General features: G+C 54.3%; 19 protein-coding genes. 2 read left to right on the forward strand and 17 right to left on the reverse strand.

Annotation, left to right across the window (positions count from 1 at the left end):
• Nucleotides 1-203: 203 nt before the first annotated feature.
• Entirely contained in the window at nucleotides 204-983 is a 780-nt protein-coding gene (locus NOM67_RS15955; RefSeq protein ID WP_156853895.1) for a TatD family hydrolase, read from the reverse strand.
• Nucleotides 984-1,024: 41 nt separating this feature from the next.
• Between NOM67_RS15955 and NOM67_RS15960 the strand changes: the two genes are divergently transcribed.
• Entirely contained in the window at nucleotides 1,025-1,651 is a 627-nt protein-coding gene (locus tag NOM67_RS15960) for a type II secretion system protein (RefSeq protein WP_042030717.1), read from the forward strand.
• On the opposite strand, the gene NOM67_RS15965 is transcribed toward NOM67_RS15960, so the two are convergent.
• From NOM67_RS15965 to NOM67_RS15985, 5 genes are all read right to left on the reverse strand, one after another.
• On the reverse strand, nucleotides 1,620-1,799 hold the full coding sequence (locus NOM67_RS15965; protein ID WP_082044125.1) for a DUF5363 family protein: 180 nt from the start codon (nucleotides 1,797-1,799) through the stop codon (nucleotides 1,620-1,622). The genes NOM67_RS15960 and NOM67_RS15965 overlap by 32 nt on opposite strands.
• A 149-nt stretch (nucleotides 1,800-1,948) precedes the next feature.
• Nucleotides 1,949-2,458 (reverse strand): S-ribosylhomocysteine lyase, encoded by a 510-nt coding sequence (gene luxS, locus NOM67_RS15970; RefSeq protein WP_033112946.1) that lies wholly within the window; start codon nucleotides 2,456-2,458, stop codon nucleotides 1,949-1,951.
• 18 nt (nucleotides 2,459-2,476) lie between these two features.
• Nucleotides 2,477-3,130 carry a transglycosylase SLT domain-containing protein gene (locus tag NOM67_RS15975; protein WP_255938653.1) on the reverse strand — a complete coding sequence of 218 codons (654 nt, stop codon included), beginning with the start codon at nucleotides 3,128-3,130 and terminating at the stop codon, nucleotides 2,477-2,479.
• Complete coding sequence (gene glnB / locus NOM67_RS15980; RefSeq protein ID WP_005308848.1) at nucleotides 3,130-3,468, reverse strand: nitrogen regulatory protein P-II; 339 nt, start codon at nucleotides 3,466-3,468, stop codon at nucleotides 3,130-3,132. Before glnB ends, NOM67_RS15975 begins: the two co-directional genes overlap by 1 nt.
• A 9-nt stretch (nucleotides 3,469-3,477) precedes the next feature.
• Nucleotides 3,478-5,100, reverse strand: a complete 1,623-nt coding sequence (locus NOM67_RS15985) for an NAD+ synthase (protein WP_255938654.1) — start codon at nucleotides 5,098-5,100, stop codon at nucleotides 3,478-3,480.
• 147 nt (nucleotides 5,101-5,247) lie between these two features.
• Here NOM67_RS15985 and NOM67_RS15990 point away from each other — a divergent pair, with 147 nt between their 5' ends.
• Entirely contained in the window at nucleotides 5,248-5,745 is a 498-nt protein-coding gene (locus NOM67_RS15990) for a GspH/FimT family pseudopilin (RefSeq protein ID WP_255938655.1), read from the forward strand.
• Between the two features lie 21 nt (nucleotides 5,746-5,766).
• Here the strand turns inward: NOM67_RS15990 and tapY2 are convergent, their stop codons facing one another.
• From tapY2 to ribF, 11 genes are all read right to left on the reverse strand, one after another.
• Entirely contained in the window at nucleotides 5,767-6,030 is a 264-nt protein-coding gene (gene tapY2 / locus NOM67_RS15995; RefSeq protein WP_269319552.1) for a type IVa secretion system protein TapY2, read from the reverse strand.
• 8 nt (nucleotides 6,031-6,038) lie between these two features.
• Complete coding sequence (locus NOM67_RS16000; RefSeq protein ID WP_255938661.1) at nucleotides 6,039-9,641, reverse strand: pilus assembly protein; 3,603 nt, start codon at nucleotides 9,639-9,641, stop codon at nucleotides 6,039-6,041.
• Between the two features lie 11 nt (nucleotides 9,642-9,652).
• Nucleotides 9,653-10,075, reverse strand: coding sequence for a PilX N-terminal domain-containing pilus assembly protein (locus tag NOM67_RS16005; protein ID WP_041209101.1), 423 nt, complete (start codon nucleotides 10,073-10,075; stop codon nucleotides 9,653-9,655).
• On the reverse strand, nucleotides 10,072-11,070 hold the full coding sequence (locus NOM67_RS16010; protein WP_255938664.1) for a PilW family protein: 999 nt from the start codon (nucleotides 11,068-11,070) through the stop codon (nucleotides 10,072-10,074). Before NOM67_RS16010 ends, NOM67_RS16005 begins: the two co-directional genes overlap by 4 nt.
• Nucleotides 11,067-11,636, reverse strand: coding sequence for a type IV pilus modification protein PilV (pilV, locus tag NOM67_RS16015; RefSeq protein WP_208737695.1), 570 nt, complete (start codon nucleotides 11,634-11,636; stop codon nucleotides 11,067-11,069). The genes NOM67_RS16010 and pilV overlap by 4 nt, the downstream gene beginning before the upstream one ends.
• A gap of 3 nt (nucleotides 11,637-11,639) precedes the next feature.
• On the reverse strand, nucleotides 11,640-12,047 hold the full coding sequence (tppA, locus tag NOM67_RS16020) for a type IVa pilus pseudopilin TppA (protein ID WP_033114080.1): 408 nt from the start codon (nucleotides 12,045-12,047) through the stop codon (nucleotides 11,640-11,642).
• A 110-nt stretch (nucleotides 12,048-12,157) separates the two neighbouring features.
• Complete coding sequence (gene ispH, locus NOM67_RS16025) at nucleotides 12,158-13,093, reverse strand: 4-hydroxy-3-methylbut-2-enyl diphosphate reductase (RefSeq protein WP_124242240.1); 936 nt, start codon at nucleotides 13,091-13,093, stop codon at nucleotides 12,158-12,160.
• On the reverse strand, nucleotides 13,093-13,545 hold the full coding sequence (fkpB, locus tag NOM67_RS16030) for an FKBP-type peptidyl-prolyl cis-trans isomerase (RefSeq protein WP_042030732.1): 453 nt from the start codon (nucleotides 13,543-13,545) through the stop codon (nucleotides 13,093-13,095). Before fkpB ends, ispH begins: the two co-directional genes overlap by 1 nt.
• Nucleotides 13,542-14,039 (reverse strand): signal peptidase II, encoded by a 498-nt coding sequence (gene lspA / locus NOM67_RS16035; RefSeq protein ID WP_156853903.1) that lies wholly within the window; start codon nucleotides 14,037-14,039, stop codon nucleotides 13,542-13,544. The genes fkpB and lspA overlap by 4 nt, the downstream gene beginning before the upstream one ends.
• A complete protein-coding gene (ileS, locus tag NOM67_RS16040; RefSeq protein WP_156853904.1) occupies nucleotides 14,039-16,900 on the reverse strand; it encodes an isoleucine--tRNA ligase in 2,862 nt (953 codons plus the stop codon). The genes lspA and ileS overlap by 1 nt, the downstream gene beginning before the upstream one ends.
• Nucleotides 16,900-17,874 (reverse strand): bifunctional riboflavin kinase/FAD synthetase, encoded by a 975-nt coding sequence (ribF, locus tag NOM67_RS16045; protein ID WP_033114075.1) that lies wholly within the window; start codon nucleotides 17,872-17,874, stop codon nucleotides 16,900-16,902. Before ribF ends, ileS begins: the two co-directional genes overlap by 1 nt.
• Nucleotides 17,875-17,887: the final 13 nt, after the last annotated feature.

Here is a 17,887-nt window from a genome sequence, read left to right on the forward strand (position 1 = left end):
TAGTAGCACCTAGCTTGTTAGTGAGTTGTAAACAAACCCAACTAATCAAGGGGAGCGCATTATACTAATTAAAGTCCGATAAAATAGAATGCTGGTCACATTTTATCGGTATCAAATTATTCAAGTGTCACAAAATTAGACAGCAAACGATTTTTACGCTTATTTTTTTCCCTGATAGCTCAACCACTTGTTACACCAATGTTTCATTGCCTTTTGCGATGCCGGAAAAGTCGCTCGGCATTATCAATTAACATGGTTGAAACATGTTCTGCGGATTCTTTTCGTATCCCCATCAATATCGCCGCAATTTCCGGCAGCGCTTCCGGTGTATTTCGCTCTCCTTGCCGCCCCTGTAGCGGCATATCCGGTGCATCGGTTTCCAGCACCAGCGATTCAAGCGGCATGGCCCGAAATACCTCACGGGTTTTGTTCGCCCGCTCATAGCTGATGACCCCGCCGACACCAAGATAAAAACCCAACTGCCAGAACGCCTCTGCTTGTTGCAGCGAACCGCTGAAGGCGTGGATCACGCCACCTCGAACCGGTTTGAAACGACGCAGCAGCTTGGCCACAGTGTCATTGGCCCGTACCGAATGAACTATCAATGGCAGCTCGACATCGACTGCCAGCTTGATCTGTGCCTCGAACAGTTCGAACTGCCTACCCTGAGGTACATGGGAGCGCAGATCCAGTCCGCACTCACCGATGGCTACCAGCCCCTCGGGACGGCTCGATACCAGCTCCCGCAGCCGATCTATTACTCCTTCCTCTTGTTCACCGGCATACCAGGGATGAACACCCAGGCCATAGCACACGCCTGTGTGCTGGTTGGCCAGCGTCATCACACGGTGCCAGTTGGTCTCGGCAATAGCAGGAATGATATACTCCGTCACCCCGGATGCCTGGCAACGAGCCAGCAATGCCTCCCTGTCCTCGTCAAAGTCAGGAAAATCGAGGTGGCAATGGGTATCTGTCAGCTGCATATCACTCACACCTGTTTGTGGGATTTAATGGGTCATTGAAGATGATGAACAACAAACACCGTGGTTTTACCCTGATTGAGCTGGTGCTGGTCATCATCGTACTGGGGATCCTGGCAGTGGTGGCCCTGCCCCGTTTTATCAATATCAAGGATGATGCGCTCAAAAGCATGGTATCGGCGACTGCGGGTAATTTTGCCAGTGCGGCCCGTCTGGCCAATGCCGGCTGGGCGGTGGTAGTGAAGGGGCAATCCGTCGCGCTCTACAACCTGAGCAGTTTTGGCAACAGCACGATAGATATCAATCGCTATGGCTGGCCGGTGGGCTCCGAAGAGGATTACAACAAGCCGGTAGACACCCCCTATCAACCGGGATCTGGCAACCATATCTCGGTCAGCAACCAGTCAGACTGCCGACTGCTTTTTACCGATCTGCTGGATGGCAGTCAGAGCGTTGCGTCAACGGATCAGCCTGACGCAGTGCAGAAGCGGGCTGATTACCTTTCCACCATGATTGGCCCAGGTCATCCGGATGAAGATGAAGGCAACGAGGTGCACTATAACTGCCGCTATATTCTGCGCGATTCTGTCGGTCGCTTCCCGGATTACCCGAATGGCCTGGGTTTTGAATACAACAGCGTTACCGGTGCCGTGACCCGCAATTTTCAGTAAGTGAATCATCACTGCCGGGATTGCACTCTTTCGATGGATCCTCATCATAACGAACCGGCGTACAACAGCGCCGGTTATCCTGAGTAAGTCCCCACTCTTCACACCACTCGTCGTAACGGGCCAACCAGCGTAGCAACACCCCTTTCATCGGCACTCCCTCCCGCAGTTGAAACACAAGCAGGAGAACATCCTAGCAGAGCGGAGAAAGTGAACAAGTCATCGCGATGCGACGCAAACAGCGATAAAAAAAACCGGCCAGCATTGCTGACCGGTTTTTCTCATCTTGACTCGATAGCCTTAGAGGCTTTTGAGCTTCTCTTCCGGCAGGGCCAGCTCGTCGTTGTGGTTGACGCCGATGCCACGCTCCAAAACATGGCGAGCGATGGCATGGGCCTCTTCCAGCGAATGCATGCTGTAGGTACCGCACTGATACTCGTTCAGCTCGGGGATCTTGCCCTGCTCCTGCACGGTCAGCACATCACTCATGGCTGCTTGCCAGGCAGCACCGACACGGGCCTCGTCCGGCGCACCGATCAGGCTCATGTAGAAGCCGGTACGGCAACCCATGGGGGAGATATCGATGATCTCCACACCGTTGCCGTTCAGATGATCACGCATAAAACCGGCGAACAGGTGCTCAAGGGTATGGATACCGCGCTCGGAGAGGATCTCCTTGTTCGGTACGCAGAAACGCAGGTCGAACACGGTAATGGTGTCTTTGTTCGGGGTCTGCATGGTTTTGGCCACACGCACCGCTGGCGCTTCCATACGGGTGTGGTCAACGGTAAAACTGTCCAATAACGGCATTTCTGACTCCTGATTGGGTTACCAGAACCAGCCCCCGCGGGAGAGCTGATCCTTGCATTGTCGATACTGGGCGCCGTAGCGCTGGGCGCGAGCTTCCACCTTGCGCGAGGTTTTCATCAACCACCCCTTGCTGCGATAGCTGCCACGCCGATAGCCACCCCACCCTTCGTGATAATTGAGATACTGGCCATAGGCATCCCACTTGGAGGTGCCATTGAGCCGCTGGGCCTTGTTAGTGTACCAGCCCATAAAATCGATGGCGTCGGCAAAGTCATCGCGATCGCTCCAGCTATTGCCGGTCTCTCGCTGGTAATCAGCCCAGGTCTCGTCTTTCACCTGAGCGTAGCCATAAGCCGAGCTCGCCCGCCCGGTCGGAATAAAGAGGAAATACTCCATCGGCGGCTGGGCGTCGTGTACGAAGGAGGACTCCTGATACATCATGGCCATCACCACATGGATCGGCGTCCCCCACTTCTCGTTCATCTTGAGCGCGGCCTTGTGCCACTCCGGCTTCTCGCGAAAGATCTGGCACAGGTTTTCCGGCTGAGCCGGCGGGCGGGTACTGCACGCAGTGAGTACTACCAGCAAGCCTGCCACCGCCACGATGCGCTTTCGGGACAGCAGAGCAGAACTTGATTTGCTCTCCTGAACATAACGAGGCAAAAACGGCATCAGATAGCGTCTTCGTTCTCTTCGCCGGTACGGATACGAATGACGCGCTCCACCTCGCAAACGAAGATCTTGCCGTCACCAATCTTGCCGGTACGAGCAGTGTTCTGGATCGCTTCCAGACAGGCATCGAGATCCTCGTCCTGCACTACCAGCTCCACCTTCACTTTCGGCAGGAAGTCGACCATGTACTCGGCACCGCGATAGAGCTCGGTGTGGCCCTTCTGGCGGCCGAAGCCTTTGACTTCGGAGACGGTCATGCCGTTAATGCCGATCTCGGCCAGGGCCTCGCGCACATCGTCCAGCTTGAACGGTTTGATGATGGCTTCAATCTTCTTCATGGTGTCTCCTTACCAGTTCTGTTTGCCAAAACCCGAAGTAATGGGGTAACGGCGATCCTTACCAAAGTTGCGGGCCGTGATGCGGGGCCCAACCGCCGCCTGACGGCGCTTGTATTCGTTGAGATCCACCAGACGGATCACCTTGCGTACCACCGCCTCTTCGAAGCCCTCCGCTACCATGTCGGCCACGGAAGCATCCTCTTCCACGTAGCGCTTGAGGATGGCATCCAGGATGTCGTACGGCGGCAGACTGTCCTGATCCACCTGATCCGGTGCCAATTCTGCTGAAGGCGGACGGTCGATAACTCGCTGCGGGATCACGTAGTCGACCGAGTTGCGATATTCACACAATTTGAAGACCAGCGTCTTGGGCACATCTTTCAGCACATCGAAGCCACCGGCCATGTCGCCATAAAGAGTCGCATAGCCGACAGCCATCTCGCTCTTGTTGCCAGTGGTCAGCACGATACGACGACGCTTGTTGGAGAGCGCCATCAAGAGCACCCCACGGCAGCGAGCCTGCAGGTTCTCTTCGGTAGTATCGCGGGCGGTACCTTCAAACAGCGGCGCCAGCTGGGTCATAAACCCTTCGAACATCGGCTCGATAGAGATGATGTTGAACTCCACCCCCATCCGTTCGGCCTGCTCCTTGGCATCCTCCACGCTCATCTGGGCGGTATAGCGGAACGGCATCATCACCGCTTGCACCTTGTCGGCACCGATGGCATCGGCCGCAATGGCCAGCGTCAGCGCCGAGTCGATGCCGCCGGAGAGACCCAGTACCGCCCCGTGGAAACCGTTCTTGGTAACGTAGTCGCGCACTGCCAGCATCAGCGCCTGATAGGTCTCGGCCAACGGCTCCAGCGGCGCCGCGGGTTCCCGCTCTTTCACCGGCTGACCATCGGCAAAGCGCACCAGCGCCAGCTCTTCGGCAAACGGCGCCAGTTTATGGGTCAACTCGCCCTGGCTGTTGAACACCTTGGAGCAGCCATCAAAAATCAGCTCATCCTGACCGCATACCTGATTGAGGTAAACCAGTGGCAGACCGGTCTGATCGCAGCGCTCGGCCATCAGTTCGCGGCGGATCCAGGGTTTCTCCTGATCGTATGGCGACGCATTGATGGTGAGTAGCAGATCGGCCCCTGCCGCCTTGGCGGCCAGCGCCGGACCCGGCTGCCAGAGGTCTTCGCAGATGAGCAGCCCCAGATTATGACCACGGAACGGCACCACGCAGGTCTCGGTCGCCGCGGTGAAGTAGCGCTTCTCGTCGAATACCCCGTAGTTGGGCAAGTCCTGCTTGAAGTAACGGGCAATCAGCTTGCCGTGCTCATAGAGGGAGGCCGCGTTATAGAGCGCCTCCCCTTCACGCCAGGGATGCCCGACCAAAATGGCGCAGTTACCCTGCCATTCGGCAATGCGAGCCAGCGCAGCATCAACCCGGATCATCAGATCGGCGCGCAGCAGCAGATCTTCCGGTGGATAGCCGGTCAGGGCCAGCTCGGAACAAACCAGCAGATCGGCACCTTGCTGTTCGGCTTGAGCGGCCGCAGCGAGCACTTTGTCAGTGTTATCTTCGATGGCGCCTACCGTCAGATTCAACTGGGCAAGCATCAGAGAGAGGGCTTTTGCCATGGCGATGCATCTTGAATTCGAAAATGATGGGGAATGATAAAGAAAAGGGGGGCGATCTGCCAGTTCAAGACTGGTGTAACCATGTGACAGCCATCGGCAGTAAGGATAAGCTGTAGATAGTCACGGAACGACACACCTCAGGCCACCATGAAACAACGCGGATTTACCTTGCTGGAGCTGATGATCGCCATTGCATTGGGGGTCATACTACTTGCCATTGGTATTCCTGCCCTAAGCGACCTGCTCAAAGAGAACACCGCCAACTATGAAAGTGAACGGTTGATGAAACACCTGCGCTTCGCGCGTAACGAAGCAATCAGCGAGCAGCAAACCGTAAGCGCCTGCCTCATCAACAACGCAAGCCAGTGTGTTTCCAGCAATTCAACACAGTTACTGGTATTTGCCGATACCAATAACAACTCCCAACTTGATAATGGTGAAACAGAGTTGGCACGTACCCCAACCTTTTCATCCAGCGCAACTATCACCTCGACCAGAACCCGGGTTCTGTTTGCTCCAGACGGTACTAGCCTGGGTACCAATATGACCATTAAAGTCTGTGTGAGCCAAGAACCGGAGATTGACCTCGTTATTGCCGTTTCTGGCCGCAGTAGCAGGACAGACACCACCACAATCTGCCCTTGAGCCAATCATCTTGCACTACTGCTATCTTGGCTGCTCTTTCTCTTGTTTTCGGGCGGACTCGAGAGTGAAAGGCCGATCAACAGGCTGACATTCCAGCACTGTCCTCACCATCAGCAGCTGCCCGTTTATCTCAAATCCCTTCTCCTTGAAGGCAATCTCAGGCTTTTTGTTATCCGCAATAGCGCCCTGCAATACAACATTCGCCCCATTTTCCAGTTCGACATAGCACTTACGATCTACAGCTGCATGGGCGCAGCTAACGCCCAGCAGAGTCAACAACAGCATATTCACTCTCATTGGGGTTCATCCTCGTAGAGGTATATCTTCTTGGGTGTCATATCCATTTCGGCCTCATCGGCTCCCTCTGAACATTGCCCGGCCCCGGTACAACGGGTAGGTTGATTATTCCCGTCATCTTTCAGAATAACCTCCTCGCCCGGAGCACCACCGATAATACGGATCTTGGCATCATCACCAGCATGCACCACGAGGTCATCAGCCACTTTATTATTGACCTCGACATAACGTTCCGGAGACTGATTACCATCCTGATCGACCGTGTAGCGGAATGATGTGCCATAGTGCATATCCACCATGTATTGCCGCATGGCACCTATCGACTGAATGGTACACTCTTCGAAAGATTGAACCTGCGGCAGGAAGGAGGTGAAGTAAAGTTTGCCCTGAAGGACAACCCCAGCTCCCATCGACTTCTCTCCCGTTTCATCCAGCCAATATTTCCACCCCATCTTGCTGGTCAGACTTTTCTTTATCGTCAATATCTGTGCATCGGTTTTGCCAAGGAAGGGATCTGTCGTTACATCGTAGAGTTGATCAATAGTGATCGCCGATGGAGGAGTGACGGTGCGGTAGGATTTGGGTACAACCTGATAGTCCCGCAGCATGAAATAGGCATTGCTGACGGTCGATTCTGATGATGGGCGATTACGGTCGCCAGAACCAATCAAGACCGCATCGAAGGGGCGTTCGCTATAAACATACTGGCTATTTTTTACTTCCCACCCCTTATTGATTGTTCTTACCAATACAGGTTGAGTGAAGAAGCGCCGATCTTCACTTTGCTGTGTGTCGGAACCCAGACTGGCAAATTTGAATACACTCCAATCTGTTTTATTGGTTCCTGGCAAATCCATTCGCCAGATATTTCCGCCAGTATCGCTGGCATAAATACGGTCGACTTTGCCATCGCCATCACTATCAAGAGTCGCCACACTACCAGGCATACTGTCCAGCATGGTGCTGACTTGCAGGTTTGTCGTACTGTTGGCAGCTGGCGTTGCACTGTATATCAGCCCACCAGTATTGGCATTCACTATATAAATACCCGCACCACTACTATCAGAACTACCCAGCCCGAGAGTACTTTTATTCAGATCATAACCACCGGCAAAGATTACTACCGGATCGGTAACGCCGGGAACAAATGCCACTTCAGGGACAGACCAGGTCTGCCCCAACTGCGAAAAACCACCCGAGTCGGGTGTAATAGACCACTTCAGTGTTGGTGCATCGGGATTTGTGACATCAAAGGCATAATAGTTTTTACCGCCACTACGCAATCCGACAAACATCCAGACATAATCACCCTCTGATGCTTTTATCACCCCATTTTGGTTAGCATCTTTGATGAGTGCTACGGGAGAGGAGTCGACACCAAATACGTGAGCAGATGATTCACTATTTTGCCGTAATGCTTTTTGAGTGGCTAACAGCGGATAGGGCATCATGGCCCAGGTTTCATCAACAGATGAACCAAGATCCTTGAACATATGCAGAAAACCGGCATTGGTTCCCATGATAATACGCAAGTCAGGGGTACAACTAGTTTGTCCTTGTGCAATAGTACAACCGTAGTTTATGACTAAAGGTCTGGAGTGCAGGGGATCACCCAATATATATTTCCTGACTGTCGTACTGCTGTCGTTATCTTCATTGTCGACATCACTACCAGTGATCCAGCTGAACATATTATCCAGTTCAGAGACGTCAGATAACTGCATCAGTAAACGTAGCGCCTCAGCACTGCCAGCCATTGTCTGGGCGTTGCTGCGTGTAAAGCTGTCAAGGCGCTTGGGCGATGCCTTGTCATTGATGAGATAAAGATTGCGGTTACTTTTATCGGCAAGCATCTCCTGCACACCACCTTTTGCAACCAGATTACCGTCATCCTCTGATGACCAAAAAGTTCTGGCCCCCTCCAGAATTGTGCCATCACTCTTTATCGCCGGTAATGTAGTGGTATCAACTACATATCCCTTGTCAGACAAGACCAGCTTTTTCAGATTACCTTTCCATCGCGGACCAGTATCAGGTTCAAACATGGCATAGTAAATATTATTAAGACTTCTGGTTCGGTCAAAGTTATTTGTTGCAATAGCCGGAGATACCAGAGAGGTATTGATGCGCAGTATGGCCAGTAAAGATGACTTCAGTGCCTGACTGAGTGCTTCGGCACTGGTCGCAGGATAATATAGTCCGCCACCACGACGAGCTGTTTCCGCTAACAGGTTACCCGCACCACTAACAGCATCATCTCCGAACCCGACAGTAAAGGTGGTCACAGTCTGAATACCAGATGAACCAGGATTCACATCCTTGTTCTTCATATACCCAGCAAGTGCAGCCAGATAACTGGTGCTGCCCCTAGTACCATAACCAACGGTTGTACCATACGCAGCCTTTTCAGTCGGATTCAAGGTGCTGATCAACCCCTGAACAAGCGAGTTTGCATTTGTATCTTGTGTCGGCTCACCATCCGTAATGTAAATTACATAACCGTTATTTGAGCATTTATCATAAGGCGCTTTATATGTATCGACAGGATATTCAGCCAATTTATCTCGGGTTGGTGTACGTGAATCATCATCATCTCCAAAATAAACTTCTTGGCCACCAAAAAAACGATATGCCTCATAGAGCGTTTCACATAATGGTGTATTGGTTTCTGCCCCCAAGCTGTCTATGGTCGACAATAGATTGTTTTCCGCCGTAACACCATTACCCATATCGGTATCGTTACTCAGAATTCGACGTACGATACGCCCACCACTTTTCGAACCATCACTGTCATTATAGTTATATACCGCCAAGCCAAAGTCTACACCGGGTGTTGACGATATCAGCCCCTTCACTGCATCTTTTGCCACTTGTAGTCGAGATTTAAGTCTTAGACTAGTCGGCCCATAATACCATCTAATATAGTTAGCACTATACAGAGTCACGGATGTATTACTGCCAGAGGCCACGCTATTTATATTTGTTGTATAATACCATAACCCACCACTGTTGGATGATTTATTTACTGGGTAACCACTGGTAATTCCTCCAACTAGCAAGCCAGTGCCAGAATATGGATTACTTTGATTTCGGGAAGAAATATCCTGCTTACAATCAATCAGAGTAAAGTCTGATTCTGTTCGACCAGATACGGTTTCCCATATTCCTTGTCGAGGCAAGCCACCTGAATAACTTGAGTAACGATATCTCCATACCTGTGACTGGAAGAAGCCGACTGTAGATAATGGTATCTTGGATGATGCGCATGCATTTATTTTATCTGAGAATCGCTGGCTACTTGTTATCGAAGGTATCGAACCATCAGTAGAAAAATAAATATAATTTTTGTCATCCCCTATATCTGGGTCATCATCAAGAGGCGGATATTTTTTATTTTTGTCATAATCTTCCCCGACATACATGGTCTCGCGCATACTTCCTGAGTTATCAAAGATAACCAGAATTTTTGGTCTGAAATCACCAGCTTTTGAAAAATCATAAATAAACAGCTCGGTGTCATCAGAATAACTGCTGCTTGCCAAGACCGGCATGGCGGCCATTACGGTGCAAAGCAGCAAGGCTCGTCCATGTTCGCGCATATCCTATGCTCCTATTCCGCCTTTAACAGGGGTTGCTCTACCCCAGCAGTCCAATTCATTGCACGACTGTTCTTGCCATATGTTGCTGCAGCCTGCAGCTCAACATAACGACAAGAAGGGATAACATTCTGGCTACTGGCATCCACTTTTCGCTTGCAGACACTTTCACCACGCCGTTCCATATTGACCGTATTTCCATTAACCGAGATTGCAGAGCTGGCCCCCATAGTCGCAATCTTGCTCGACAGACCAGCTTGCAATAACGCACTCTCTATCATCCCTTCAATCCGATGCTCGGCCTGCTGCAAACTGGCAGCAGCCCCCGCCATTTTGAGATCCACACCACTGGACTGCATCATCACAACAGCAATCAGGGTCAGCGGTACCAGGATGACCAAAGCCACGATCAACGCAACTCCTCTGGCTCGTCTCATTTGCCACCTCCAGCAATGGCAGCAGGGTTACGCAACGCAATGGATGTCTCCAGAAGCAATCGTCGAAAACCATCACCGCTACCGGCGACCTGAATATTACCAACCTGATATGTGTTGTTATTTACATATTTTGATGAAGCTTGCAGAGAGCGAACAAGAATAAACAGACGGGCTGCAATGACACGTCCTTCATTCCATTCATTACTGGCAACAGAACTGATTGGCACATATTTGTCTATTCGCCCATCCTGAACTGGACTGGTATCTACACCGTATAGCAAGGTTATTTTTTCTATACCTTGTGCAAGTGCGCCAGATATATCCCATGATCCATCGTTGGCAGTCAGCATGCGCTTGTGTAATTCAGGGACTCCACTGTTATCCACAATATGGTAGATGTAATGCTGGTACTCCCATAACTGTCTATTTGGCATAGCAGTATTATCAGGAGGGGCTTCATTGCCGCGAAATATAACAGCAGACTGAGGCGTCGTTGCCATATAGAACCTATTTGCAGAGAGTGCACTGTCTGCCAAGGGGAAACCTATCAACCGCTTGATGCTGATGATGTCTGAATTCGCAATCCTGTTGGCCGATGCAATACAGCTGAATGCATTGCCTGTGATCAGCTTGTTGGAATCAATATGTGTCACCCATATACCACGTACTGGTGCGGATGCTGATGGGAAACTTCCTTCACCACGCTCATCCAAGCAATCTTTGGTAGAAGTAATAACAGCACCAGAAGTTATTGTTATCCCAGAATTCAACTGCATCGGCATACCGGTATAATCGCCCCAAAAACCGGCCCACTTGAGATCCTGGGCTATCAGACGCATCGCCAATCGCCCGTTTTCCTGCAACTCACTCTGGTCAAACGCATCTTCAGAAGTCGTTCGAGAAGCAACGAACACACTCAGCACACCACCTAGCAGAAAAACACCGATCACCATAGCAATCAGCCATTCCACCAAGGTAAAGCCACGGTTGTTCATAAGGTGGTCGTCAATACGTATTGACGCCTCGTCAAGTCGACCCCGGATATGCCGCAAGCATTGGTTGTGGCTGATGCGATAGCACTTGAACCATCATGGGAAGCCTTGCGACCAACCCAGAAAATGGCCACGGTCAGCGAGTCACTCGCCCCCTTGATGATGCAACCGACAGGATTGTTGAGCGTGGAGCCGGCACCCGATGCGGCACTACCTATCAGGGACTGACGCCAGTAGTAGAGATCGAGCGCCAGCATATTGGCATCACTGCAGTTGCTCATGGTGCCATCAGCATTGGCACAGGATGGTAGCGATGATGTACTCGAACTGACGATCCAGGTATTACTGGTTTGCACCTCCCAGATAGCTCGATTGACCTTGATCCGCTCCACCATGTCGTTTGCCAGCCAGCTGGCTATGGTGCGTTGTCTCGCCTCATATCCTGCAAATTTGGATTGCGCCTGCATGGCGACCAGCCCCAGCAGACCAAAAGAGAGCACAACAGCAGCAATCATCACTTCAAGCAGGCTGAAACCGGAGGGCACACTATCAAAACCTGTGCGTTTCATGACCTAGTTCCAGCAATTATTATTGGTTGCATTGCTGATATTTTTTGCGCTCTTGGTGCCATTTTGGTCGATAGAGAAAATAATGCAGTCTCGGTCAGAGCCCTGTGCACCTGAGGCTGTCGCAGTCAGGGTATAGGTATTAGCGGCAGCAGAAATAACCAGATGGTAAAAACCGGAATCTGAATTGTCAGAGATATTGAGTGCCGACGCAGAGGAGGCGTACTGATTGAAGTCCATAAAATAGCTCTCTTGCCGGTTGGCGGCATCAAGCAGCATCTTTTTTGCATCGACACGATGACTGGTCAGCAAATATTGCTGATAAGCGGGATAAGCGATGGTGCCAAGGATCGCCACAATGGCGACAACAACCATCAGCTCAATGAGAGAAAAGCCACGAAAGTATCCAATCATATCCCATCCTTGGTGACAGACTGCTTCATAAGTTTAACGCCGAGCCTGTCACTAGAACAAACCCGGCGTCAATATCATTGCACTTTATTCTTAAGCCTTGCTGGCGTCACTCAAATGATTCTAAGTTCCGGCGGCACTTCAAACACCACGTTCTCTTCGCGACCGGGGTGCTCGGCGACCACCTTGCCACCCAGCTCGCGCAGGCGAGTAATGACGGATTGCACCAGCACCTCGGGGGCGGAGGCTCCGGCAGTGACGCCAATCGCCTTGACCCCTGCCAGCCAGTCGGCCTCGATCATGGAGGCGTCGTCGATGAGGTAAGCCTTGGCGCCCACCTTCTCGGCCAGCTCCCGCAGACGGTTGGAGTTGGAGGAGTTACGTGACCCCACCACCAGCATGGCTTCCACCAGCCCCGCCATCTCCCGCACCGCATCCTGACGGTTCTGGGTGGCGTAGCAGATGTCATCCTTGCGCGGCCCCTGAATGTTGGGGAAGTGCTTGCGTAGCGCATCGATCACGTCCGAGGTCTCGTCCACGCTCAGGGTGGTCTGGGTGACGAAACAGAGGTCATCCGGGTTCTTCACCTTGAGTTTGGCCACATCTTCCGGCGTCTCCACCAGATACATGCCACCCTCACGGTTCTCGTACTGACCCATGGTGCCGATCACCTCGGGGTGGCCGGCATGACCGATAAGCACGGCTTCCGAGCCCTTGCGGCTGGCGCGATGGACTTCCATGTGAACCTTGGTCACCAGCGGACAGGTTGCATCGAATACCTTGAGGGCGCGGGACTTGGCCATCTCGCGCACCGCCTTGGAGACGCCGTGGGCGGAGAAGATAACGATGCTGTCGTCCGGTACCTCGTCCAGCTCTTCGACGAAGACGGCACCCGCCTCCTTGAGCTTGTTCACCACGTAGCGGTTGTGTACCACTTCGTGACGGACATAGATGGGAGCACCGAACTTCTCCAGCGCACTCTCGACGATGCTGATGGCACGGTCGACACCGGCGCAGAAGCCACGGGGGTTAGCCAGCAGAATATCCATCAGTGAACCTTCTCCTCGTCATCAACCCCCAGGATCTCCACCTCGAAGGTAACGGTGTGACCGGCCAGGGGGTGGTTGAAATCGACCGTGACCGACATCCCTTCCACCGCCCGGATGATCCCCGGCAGCTCGCTGCCGTTGGGCTGGTCGAACAGGATGATGGTACCGACCTTGGGTTCCACATCGGCGCCAAACTTGGCGCGATCCAGATGGTAGATGTTGTCGGGGTTGGAGAGGCCAAAGGCCTCCTCCGGCGCCAGCGTAAAGCTCTTGCTCTCCCCTTCGCGCAGCCCCAGCAGGCACTGCTCGAAGCTTGGCGTCAGACTGCCATCGCCCATCCGCAGACGGGCCGGTTTACCATGCAGCGCCGTGCTGTCGGCCACCGAGTCATCTTCCAGCTTGATGGTGAAATGAAACAGCACGCTGCTGTCAGCGGTGATCTGCTGGCTCATGCCTGCTCCTTTTTCTCGCCACGAAAGCCATCCAGCACGATCATGGCGGCCCCGATAAAGATGAAGCTGTCGGCAAGATTGAATGCCGGCCAATGCGCACGCTGCCAGTAAAAGTCGAGGAAATCGACCACATGGCCCAGCACCAGTCGATCAAAGACGTTACCGAGGGCGCCGCCAATGATCAGCGAATAGGCGATGCCGCTCCAGCGCTGAGCAACCGACTGCTTGCGCAACCAGTGGATCAGCAATCCACAGATGGCAAAAGCGAGCAGGGCAAAGAACCAGCGCTGCCAGCCCCCCTGATCAGCCAGGAAGCTGAAAGCCGCGCCCTTGTTGTAGACGTGAACCAGGTTGAAGAAGGGGGTGATCTCCACCCCCGGGTAACCAAATGGCAGCAACTTGACCACGGCGAGCTTGCTCGCCTGGTCCAGAACAAAGGCCAGCACCGCCAGCCACAGCCAACGCAGGCCGCTTTTATGTTGAGTCATGTTCATCAGGCAAATTGACGCGTTTCGCCGTCACCCTCGACGTTGGTGACGCAGCGGCCACAGATCTCTTCGTGACCCGCAATGGTGCCCACGTCTTCTACATGGTGCCAGCAGCGGTCGCACTTGGCGGCGGCAGACTGGGCCACGCTCAGCCACAGGTCATCGCGCTCGGTCGCCACGGCATCTGCCGGTGCGGCATCGACGCTGACTACCTTGGCCTTGGAGGTGAGCAGCACGAAGCGCAGCTCATCGGCCAGCGCGTTCAGACGCGCAGCCAGCTCCGGCTTGGCGAACAGGGTCAGTTCGGCCTGCAGGGAGCCGCCGATGCGCTTCTCGCCACGAGCCACTTCCAGCGCCTTGTTCACTTCACCGCGCACGGTGAGGATCTCGGCCCAGAACTCGTCGTTCAGCACTTCGTCCGCTTCCAAGCCGAACAGGCCATCGTACCACTCCTCGGTGAACACAAACTCGCCGCGCTCGCCCGGCAGCAAAGCCCAGATCTCGTCGGCGGTGAAGCTCATGATCGGCGCCATCCAGCGCACCATGGCCTCGGCGATGTGATAGAGGGCGGTCTGGCAGGAGCGACGGGCCAGGCTGTCGGCCTTGGCAGTGTACTGACGGTCCTTGATGACATCCAGATAGAAGGAGCCCATCTCGATGGAGCAGAACTGCATCAGCTTCTGGGTTACGCCGTGGAAGTTGTACTCGTCGAACGCAGCCACGATCTCGGCCTGTACCGCTTTGGCGCGGCCCACGGCCCAGCGATCCACCACTACCATGTCGGCAGGCGCCACCATGTCGGTCGCCGGATTGAAGCCGTTCAGGTTGGCCAGCAGGAAGCGGGCAGTGTTGCGAATACGACGATAAGCATCGGCAGAGCGCTTGAGGATCTCGTCGGAGACAGTCATCTCGCCGGTGTAGTCAGTGCTCGCTACCCACAGACGCAGGATGTCGGCACCCAGCTTGTTCATTACGTCTTGCGGGCTCACCACGTTGCCGATGGACTTGGACATCTTGCGACCCTGACCATCCACGGTGAAGCCGTGAGTCAGCACCTGGTTGTAGGGAGCCTTGTCTTTCATGGCCACGCCGATCATCAGGGAGGACATGAACCAGCCACGGTGCTGGTCAGAACCTTCCAGATACATGTCGGCCGGCTTGCCGTTGAACTCGGGACGGGCATCGACCACGGAGGCGTGGGTAGAACCGGAGTCAAACCAGACGTCGAGAGTGTCAGGCACTTTCTCGTAGTTGTCGGCATCGGCGCCCAGCAGCTCGGCCTTGTCCAGATCCCACCAGGCCTGGATGCCGGACTGCTCGACCCGCTTGGCCACCTCTTCCATCAGGCGTACAGATTCCGGATGCAGTGCCTGAGTCTCCTTGTGAACGAACAGGGAGATGGGCACACCCCAGGTACGCTGACGGGAGATACACCAGTCCGGACGGTTCTCGACCATCGCCTGGATGCGGTTTTTACCCCAGGCCGGCACCCAGCCGCTCTGACCGAGCTGGGCAATGCCCTCTTTCTCGATACGCTCGATCTCTTCCAGCGCGCGCTTGCGCAGACCCTTCTGCTCCATGCTGATGAACCACTGCGGGGTGGCACGGAAGATGATCGGGGTCTTGTGACGCCAGCAGTGTGGATAGGAGTGGTTGAACACCTTGTGGTGCAGCAGGGCGCCACGCTCGGTCAACACCTCGACAACCGCTGCGTTGGCCTTGAATACGTGCTGGCCGGCAAACAGTTCGGTATCCGGCAGATAGACGCCGTTGCTGCCAACCGGGTTGGCCACTTCCAGACCGTACTTCTGACCGACCACGAAGTCTTCCTGACCGTGGCCAGGTGCGGTGTGAACGGCACCGGTACCGGCATCCAGAGTGACGTGATCGCCCAGTACCACCGGCACATCAAAGCTGTAGAAGGGGTGGTTGAAGCGCAGCAGCTCAAGAGCCGCACCCTTGGCGTAGCCCAGGTTGTGGTAGTGCTCGATACCGGCGCGATCCATCACGTCCTTGACCAGCTCGGCGGCCAGGATCAGACGCTCGGGGTTATCCCCTTCAACCTGAACCAGTGCGTAGTCCAGATCGGCGTGCATGGCGATGGCGCGGTTGGCCGGCAGGGTCCACGGGGTAGTGGTCCAGATCACGGCAGAGAGAGTGCCTTTGCCGGTGTGGCCTTCGGCGCAGTCAAACTTGGCGGCAACGGCGGCCTCGTCAACGGCCTTGAAGCGCACGTCGATGGAGGGGGAGTTCTTGTCGTAGTACTCAACCTCGGCTTCAGCCAGCGCGGAGCCGCAATCGGTACACCAGTGCACCGGCTTGGAGCCTTTGTGCAGGTGGCCGTTTTCAACGATCTTGGCCATGGAGCGGATGATGTTGGCTTCAGTGCCAAAATCCATGGTCAGGTAGGGGTGTTCCCAGTCACCCAGCACGCCCAGACGGATGAAGTCGGTCTTCTGCGCTTCGATCTGGGTTTTGGCGTATTTGCGGCACTCGGCGCGGAATTCGGCAGCGGAAACCTTCTCGCCCGGCTTGCCGACCATGCCTTCTACTTTCAGTTCGATAGGCAGACCGTGGCAATCCCAACCCGGCACATAGGGGGAATCGAAGCCAGAGAGGCCCTTGGACTTGATGATGATGTCTTTGAGGATCTTGTTGACCGAGTGACCGATGTGAATGTTGCCGTTCGCATAGGGGGGGCCATCGTGCAGAATGAAAGAAGGCTTGCCCGCTTTGGCGCGGCGAATAGCGCCGTAGAGATCCTGATCGTACCAACGTTTCAGCATGTTGGGTTCGCGCTTGGCCAGATCGCCACGCATCGGAAACTCGGTTTCCGGAAGATTCAGGGTGTGTTTATAGTCGCTCATCAGTCCTGGGTTCCCTTCTTTTCTAAAAGAGTGCTGGGTAAATGAAATTGCGGCAGCCCGAACCAGGCTCGGGCCGCCAGGGCATCTCGTTCGATCTGCTCTTTCAAGGCAGAGAAAGAGTCAAATTTCTGCTCTTCACGCAGCTTGTGGCGAAGCAGCACCTTGACCTGTTGACCGTAAAGGTCACCAGAAAAATCAAACAGATGTACTTCCAATCTGGCTTGTGTACCGCTCAAGGTCGGCCGTACACCCACATTGGCTACACCGGGGAAGGTCTTGCCGGAACATATCACTTCCACCGCAAACACGCCACCGACCGGGATTACCTGACGCTTGAGGGCCAGATTGGCGGTGGGAAAACCTATGGTGCGCCCCAGCTTGTCGCCGTGGGCCACCCGGCCGCTGATGGCATAAGGACGGCCGAGCATCAGCTCAACCTCCGCCATGCGGCCCGCCTTGAGCGCCTCGCGCACCAGCGTACTGCTGACCCGCTGACGGGATAGCTGAAAGCTCTGGGTGCTGATCACCTCGAAACCGAAGCGCTGGCCCGCCGCCTCCAGCAGGTGGAAGTCCCCTTCCCGCCCCTTGCCGAAGCGAAAATCGTCGCCGACCACCAGATAGCGCACGCCAAGCTTCTCGACCAGCAGCTGCTCGATGAAGGTAGCAGCCGCCTGACTGGCAAAGCGGTGGCTGAAGCGTACGCAGAGCATGCGGTCGATCTGCAGCCCCTTGAGCGCTTCATACTTCTCGCGCAAGCGGCTCAGGCGTGCCGGCGCCTCGCTACCGGCAAACAGCTCCAGCGGCTGCGGCTCGAACAGCATGACGCAGGCGGGCAATCCCAGCTGGGCCGCTTTCTCCCTGAGACGTGCCAGTACCGCATGGTGACCCTGATGAACCCCATCAAAGTTGCCAATGGTCAATACACATCCCCGGTGACGGGGCTTGAGATTGTGAATACCGCGAATAAGCTCCATCGCTGCCTTGTGC

The sequence above is a fragment of the Aeromonas sp. SG16 genome, from assembly GCF_024436135.1.
GTDB classification, from domain to species: domain Bacteria; phylum Pseudomonadota; class Gammaproteobacteria; order Enterobacterales; family Aeromonadaceae; genus Aeromonas; species Aeromonas jandaei.

Excerpts from the sequence above, each read along its gene's own strand:
- NOM67_RS16010 (WP_255938664.1), bottom strand. The coding sequence starts at position 11,070 with ATGAACAACCGTGGCTTTACCTTGGTGGAATGGCTGATTGCTATGGTG.
- ribF (WP_033114075.1), bottom strand. The coding sequence starts at position 17,874 with ATGGAGCTTATTCGCGGTATTCACAATCTCAAGCCCCGTCACCGGGGA.
- lspA (WP_156853903.1), bottom strand. The coding sequence starts at position 14,039 with ATGAACATGACTCAACATAAAAGCGGCCTGCGTTGGCTGTGGCTGGCG.
- NOM67_RS16000 (WP_255938661.1), bottom strand. The coding sequence starts at position 9,641 with ATGCGCGAACATGGACGAGCCTTGCTGCTTTGCACCGTAATGGCCGCC.
- tapY2 (WP_269319552.1), bottom strand. The coding sequence starts at position 6,030 with ATGCTGTTGTTGACTCTGCTGGGCGTTAGCTGCGCCCATGCAGCTGTA.
- glnB (WP_005308848.1), bottom strand. The coding sequence starts at position 3,468 with ATGAAGAAGATTGAAGCCATCATCAAACCGTTCAAGCTGGACGATGTG.
- NOM67_RS15960 (WP_042030717.1), top strand. The coding sequence starts at position 1,025 with ATGATGAACAACAAACACCGTGGTTTTACCCTGATTGAGCTGGTGCTG.
- NOM67_RS15990 (WP_255938655.1), top strand. The coding sequence starts at position 5,248 with ATGAAACAACGCGGATTTACCTTGCTGGAGCTGATGATCGCCATTGCA.
- ileS (WP_156853904.1), bottom strand. The coding sequence starts at position 16,900 with ATGAGCGACTATAAACACACCCTGAATCTTCCGGAAACCGAGTTTCCG.
- NOM67_RS15955 (WP_156853895.1), bottom strand. The coding sequence starts at position 983 with ATGCAGCTGACAGATACCCATTGCCACCTCGATTTTCCTGACTTTGAC.
- luxS (WP_033112946.1), bottom strand. The coding sequence starts at position 2,458 with ATGCCGTTATTGGACAGTTTTACCGTTGACCACACCCGTATGGAAGCG.
- NOM67_RS16005 (WP_041209101.1), bottom strand. The coding sequence starts at position 10,075 with ATGAGACGAGCCAGAGGAGTTGCGTTGATCGTGGCTTTGGTCATCCTG.
- tppA (WP_033114080.1), bottom strand. The coding sequence starts at position 12,047 with ATGATTGGATACTTTCGTGGCTTTTCTCTCATTGAGCTGATGGTTGTT.
- NOM67_RS15975 (WP_255938653.1), bottom strand. The coding sequence starts at position 3,130 with ATGCCGTTTTTGCCTCGTTATGTTCAGGAGAGCAAATCAAGTTCTGCT.
- fkpB (WP_042030732.1), bottom strand. The coding sequence starts at position 13,545 with ATGAGCCAGCAGATCACCGCTGACAGCAGCGTGCTGTTTCATTTCACC.
- NOM67_RS15965 (WP_082044125.1), bottom strand. The coding sequence starts at position 1,799 with ATGAAAGGGGTGTTGCTACGCTGGTTGGCCCGTTACGACGAGTGGTGT.
- ispH (WP_124242240.1), bottom strand. The coding sequence starts at position 13,093 with ATGGATATTCTGCTGGCTAACCCCCGTGGCTTCTGCGCCGGTGTCGAC.
- pilV (WP_208737695.1), bottom strand. The coding sequence starts at position 11,636 with ATGAAACGCACAGGTTTTGATAGTGTGCCCTCCGGTTTCAGCCTGCTT.
- NOM67_RS15985 (WP_255938654.1), bottom strand. The coding sequence starts at position 5,100 with ATGGCAAAAGCCCTCTCTCTGATGCTTGCCCAGTTGAATCTGACGGTA.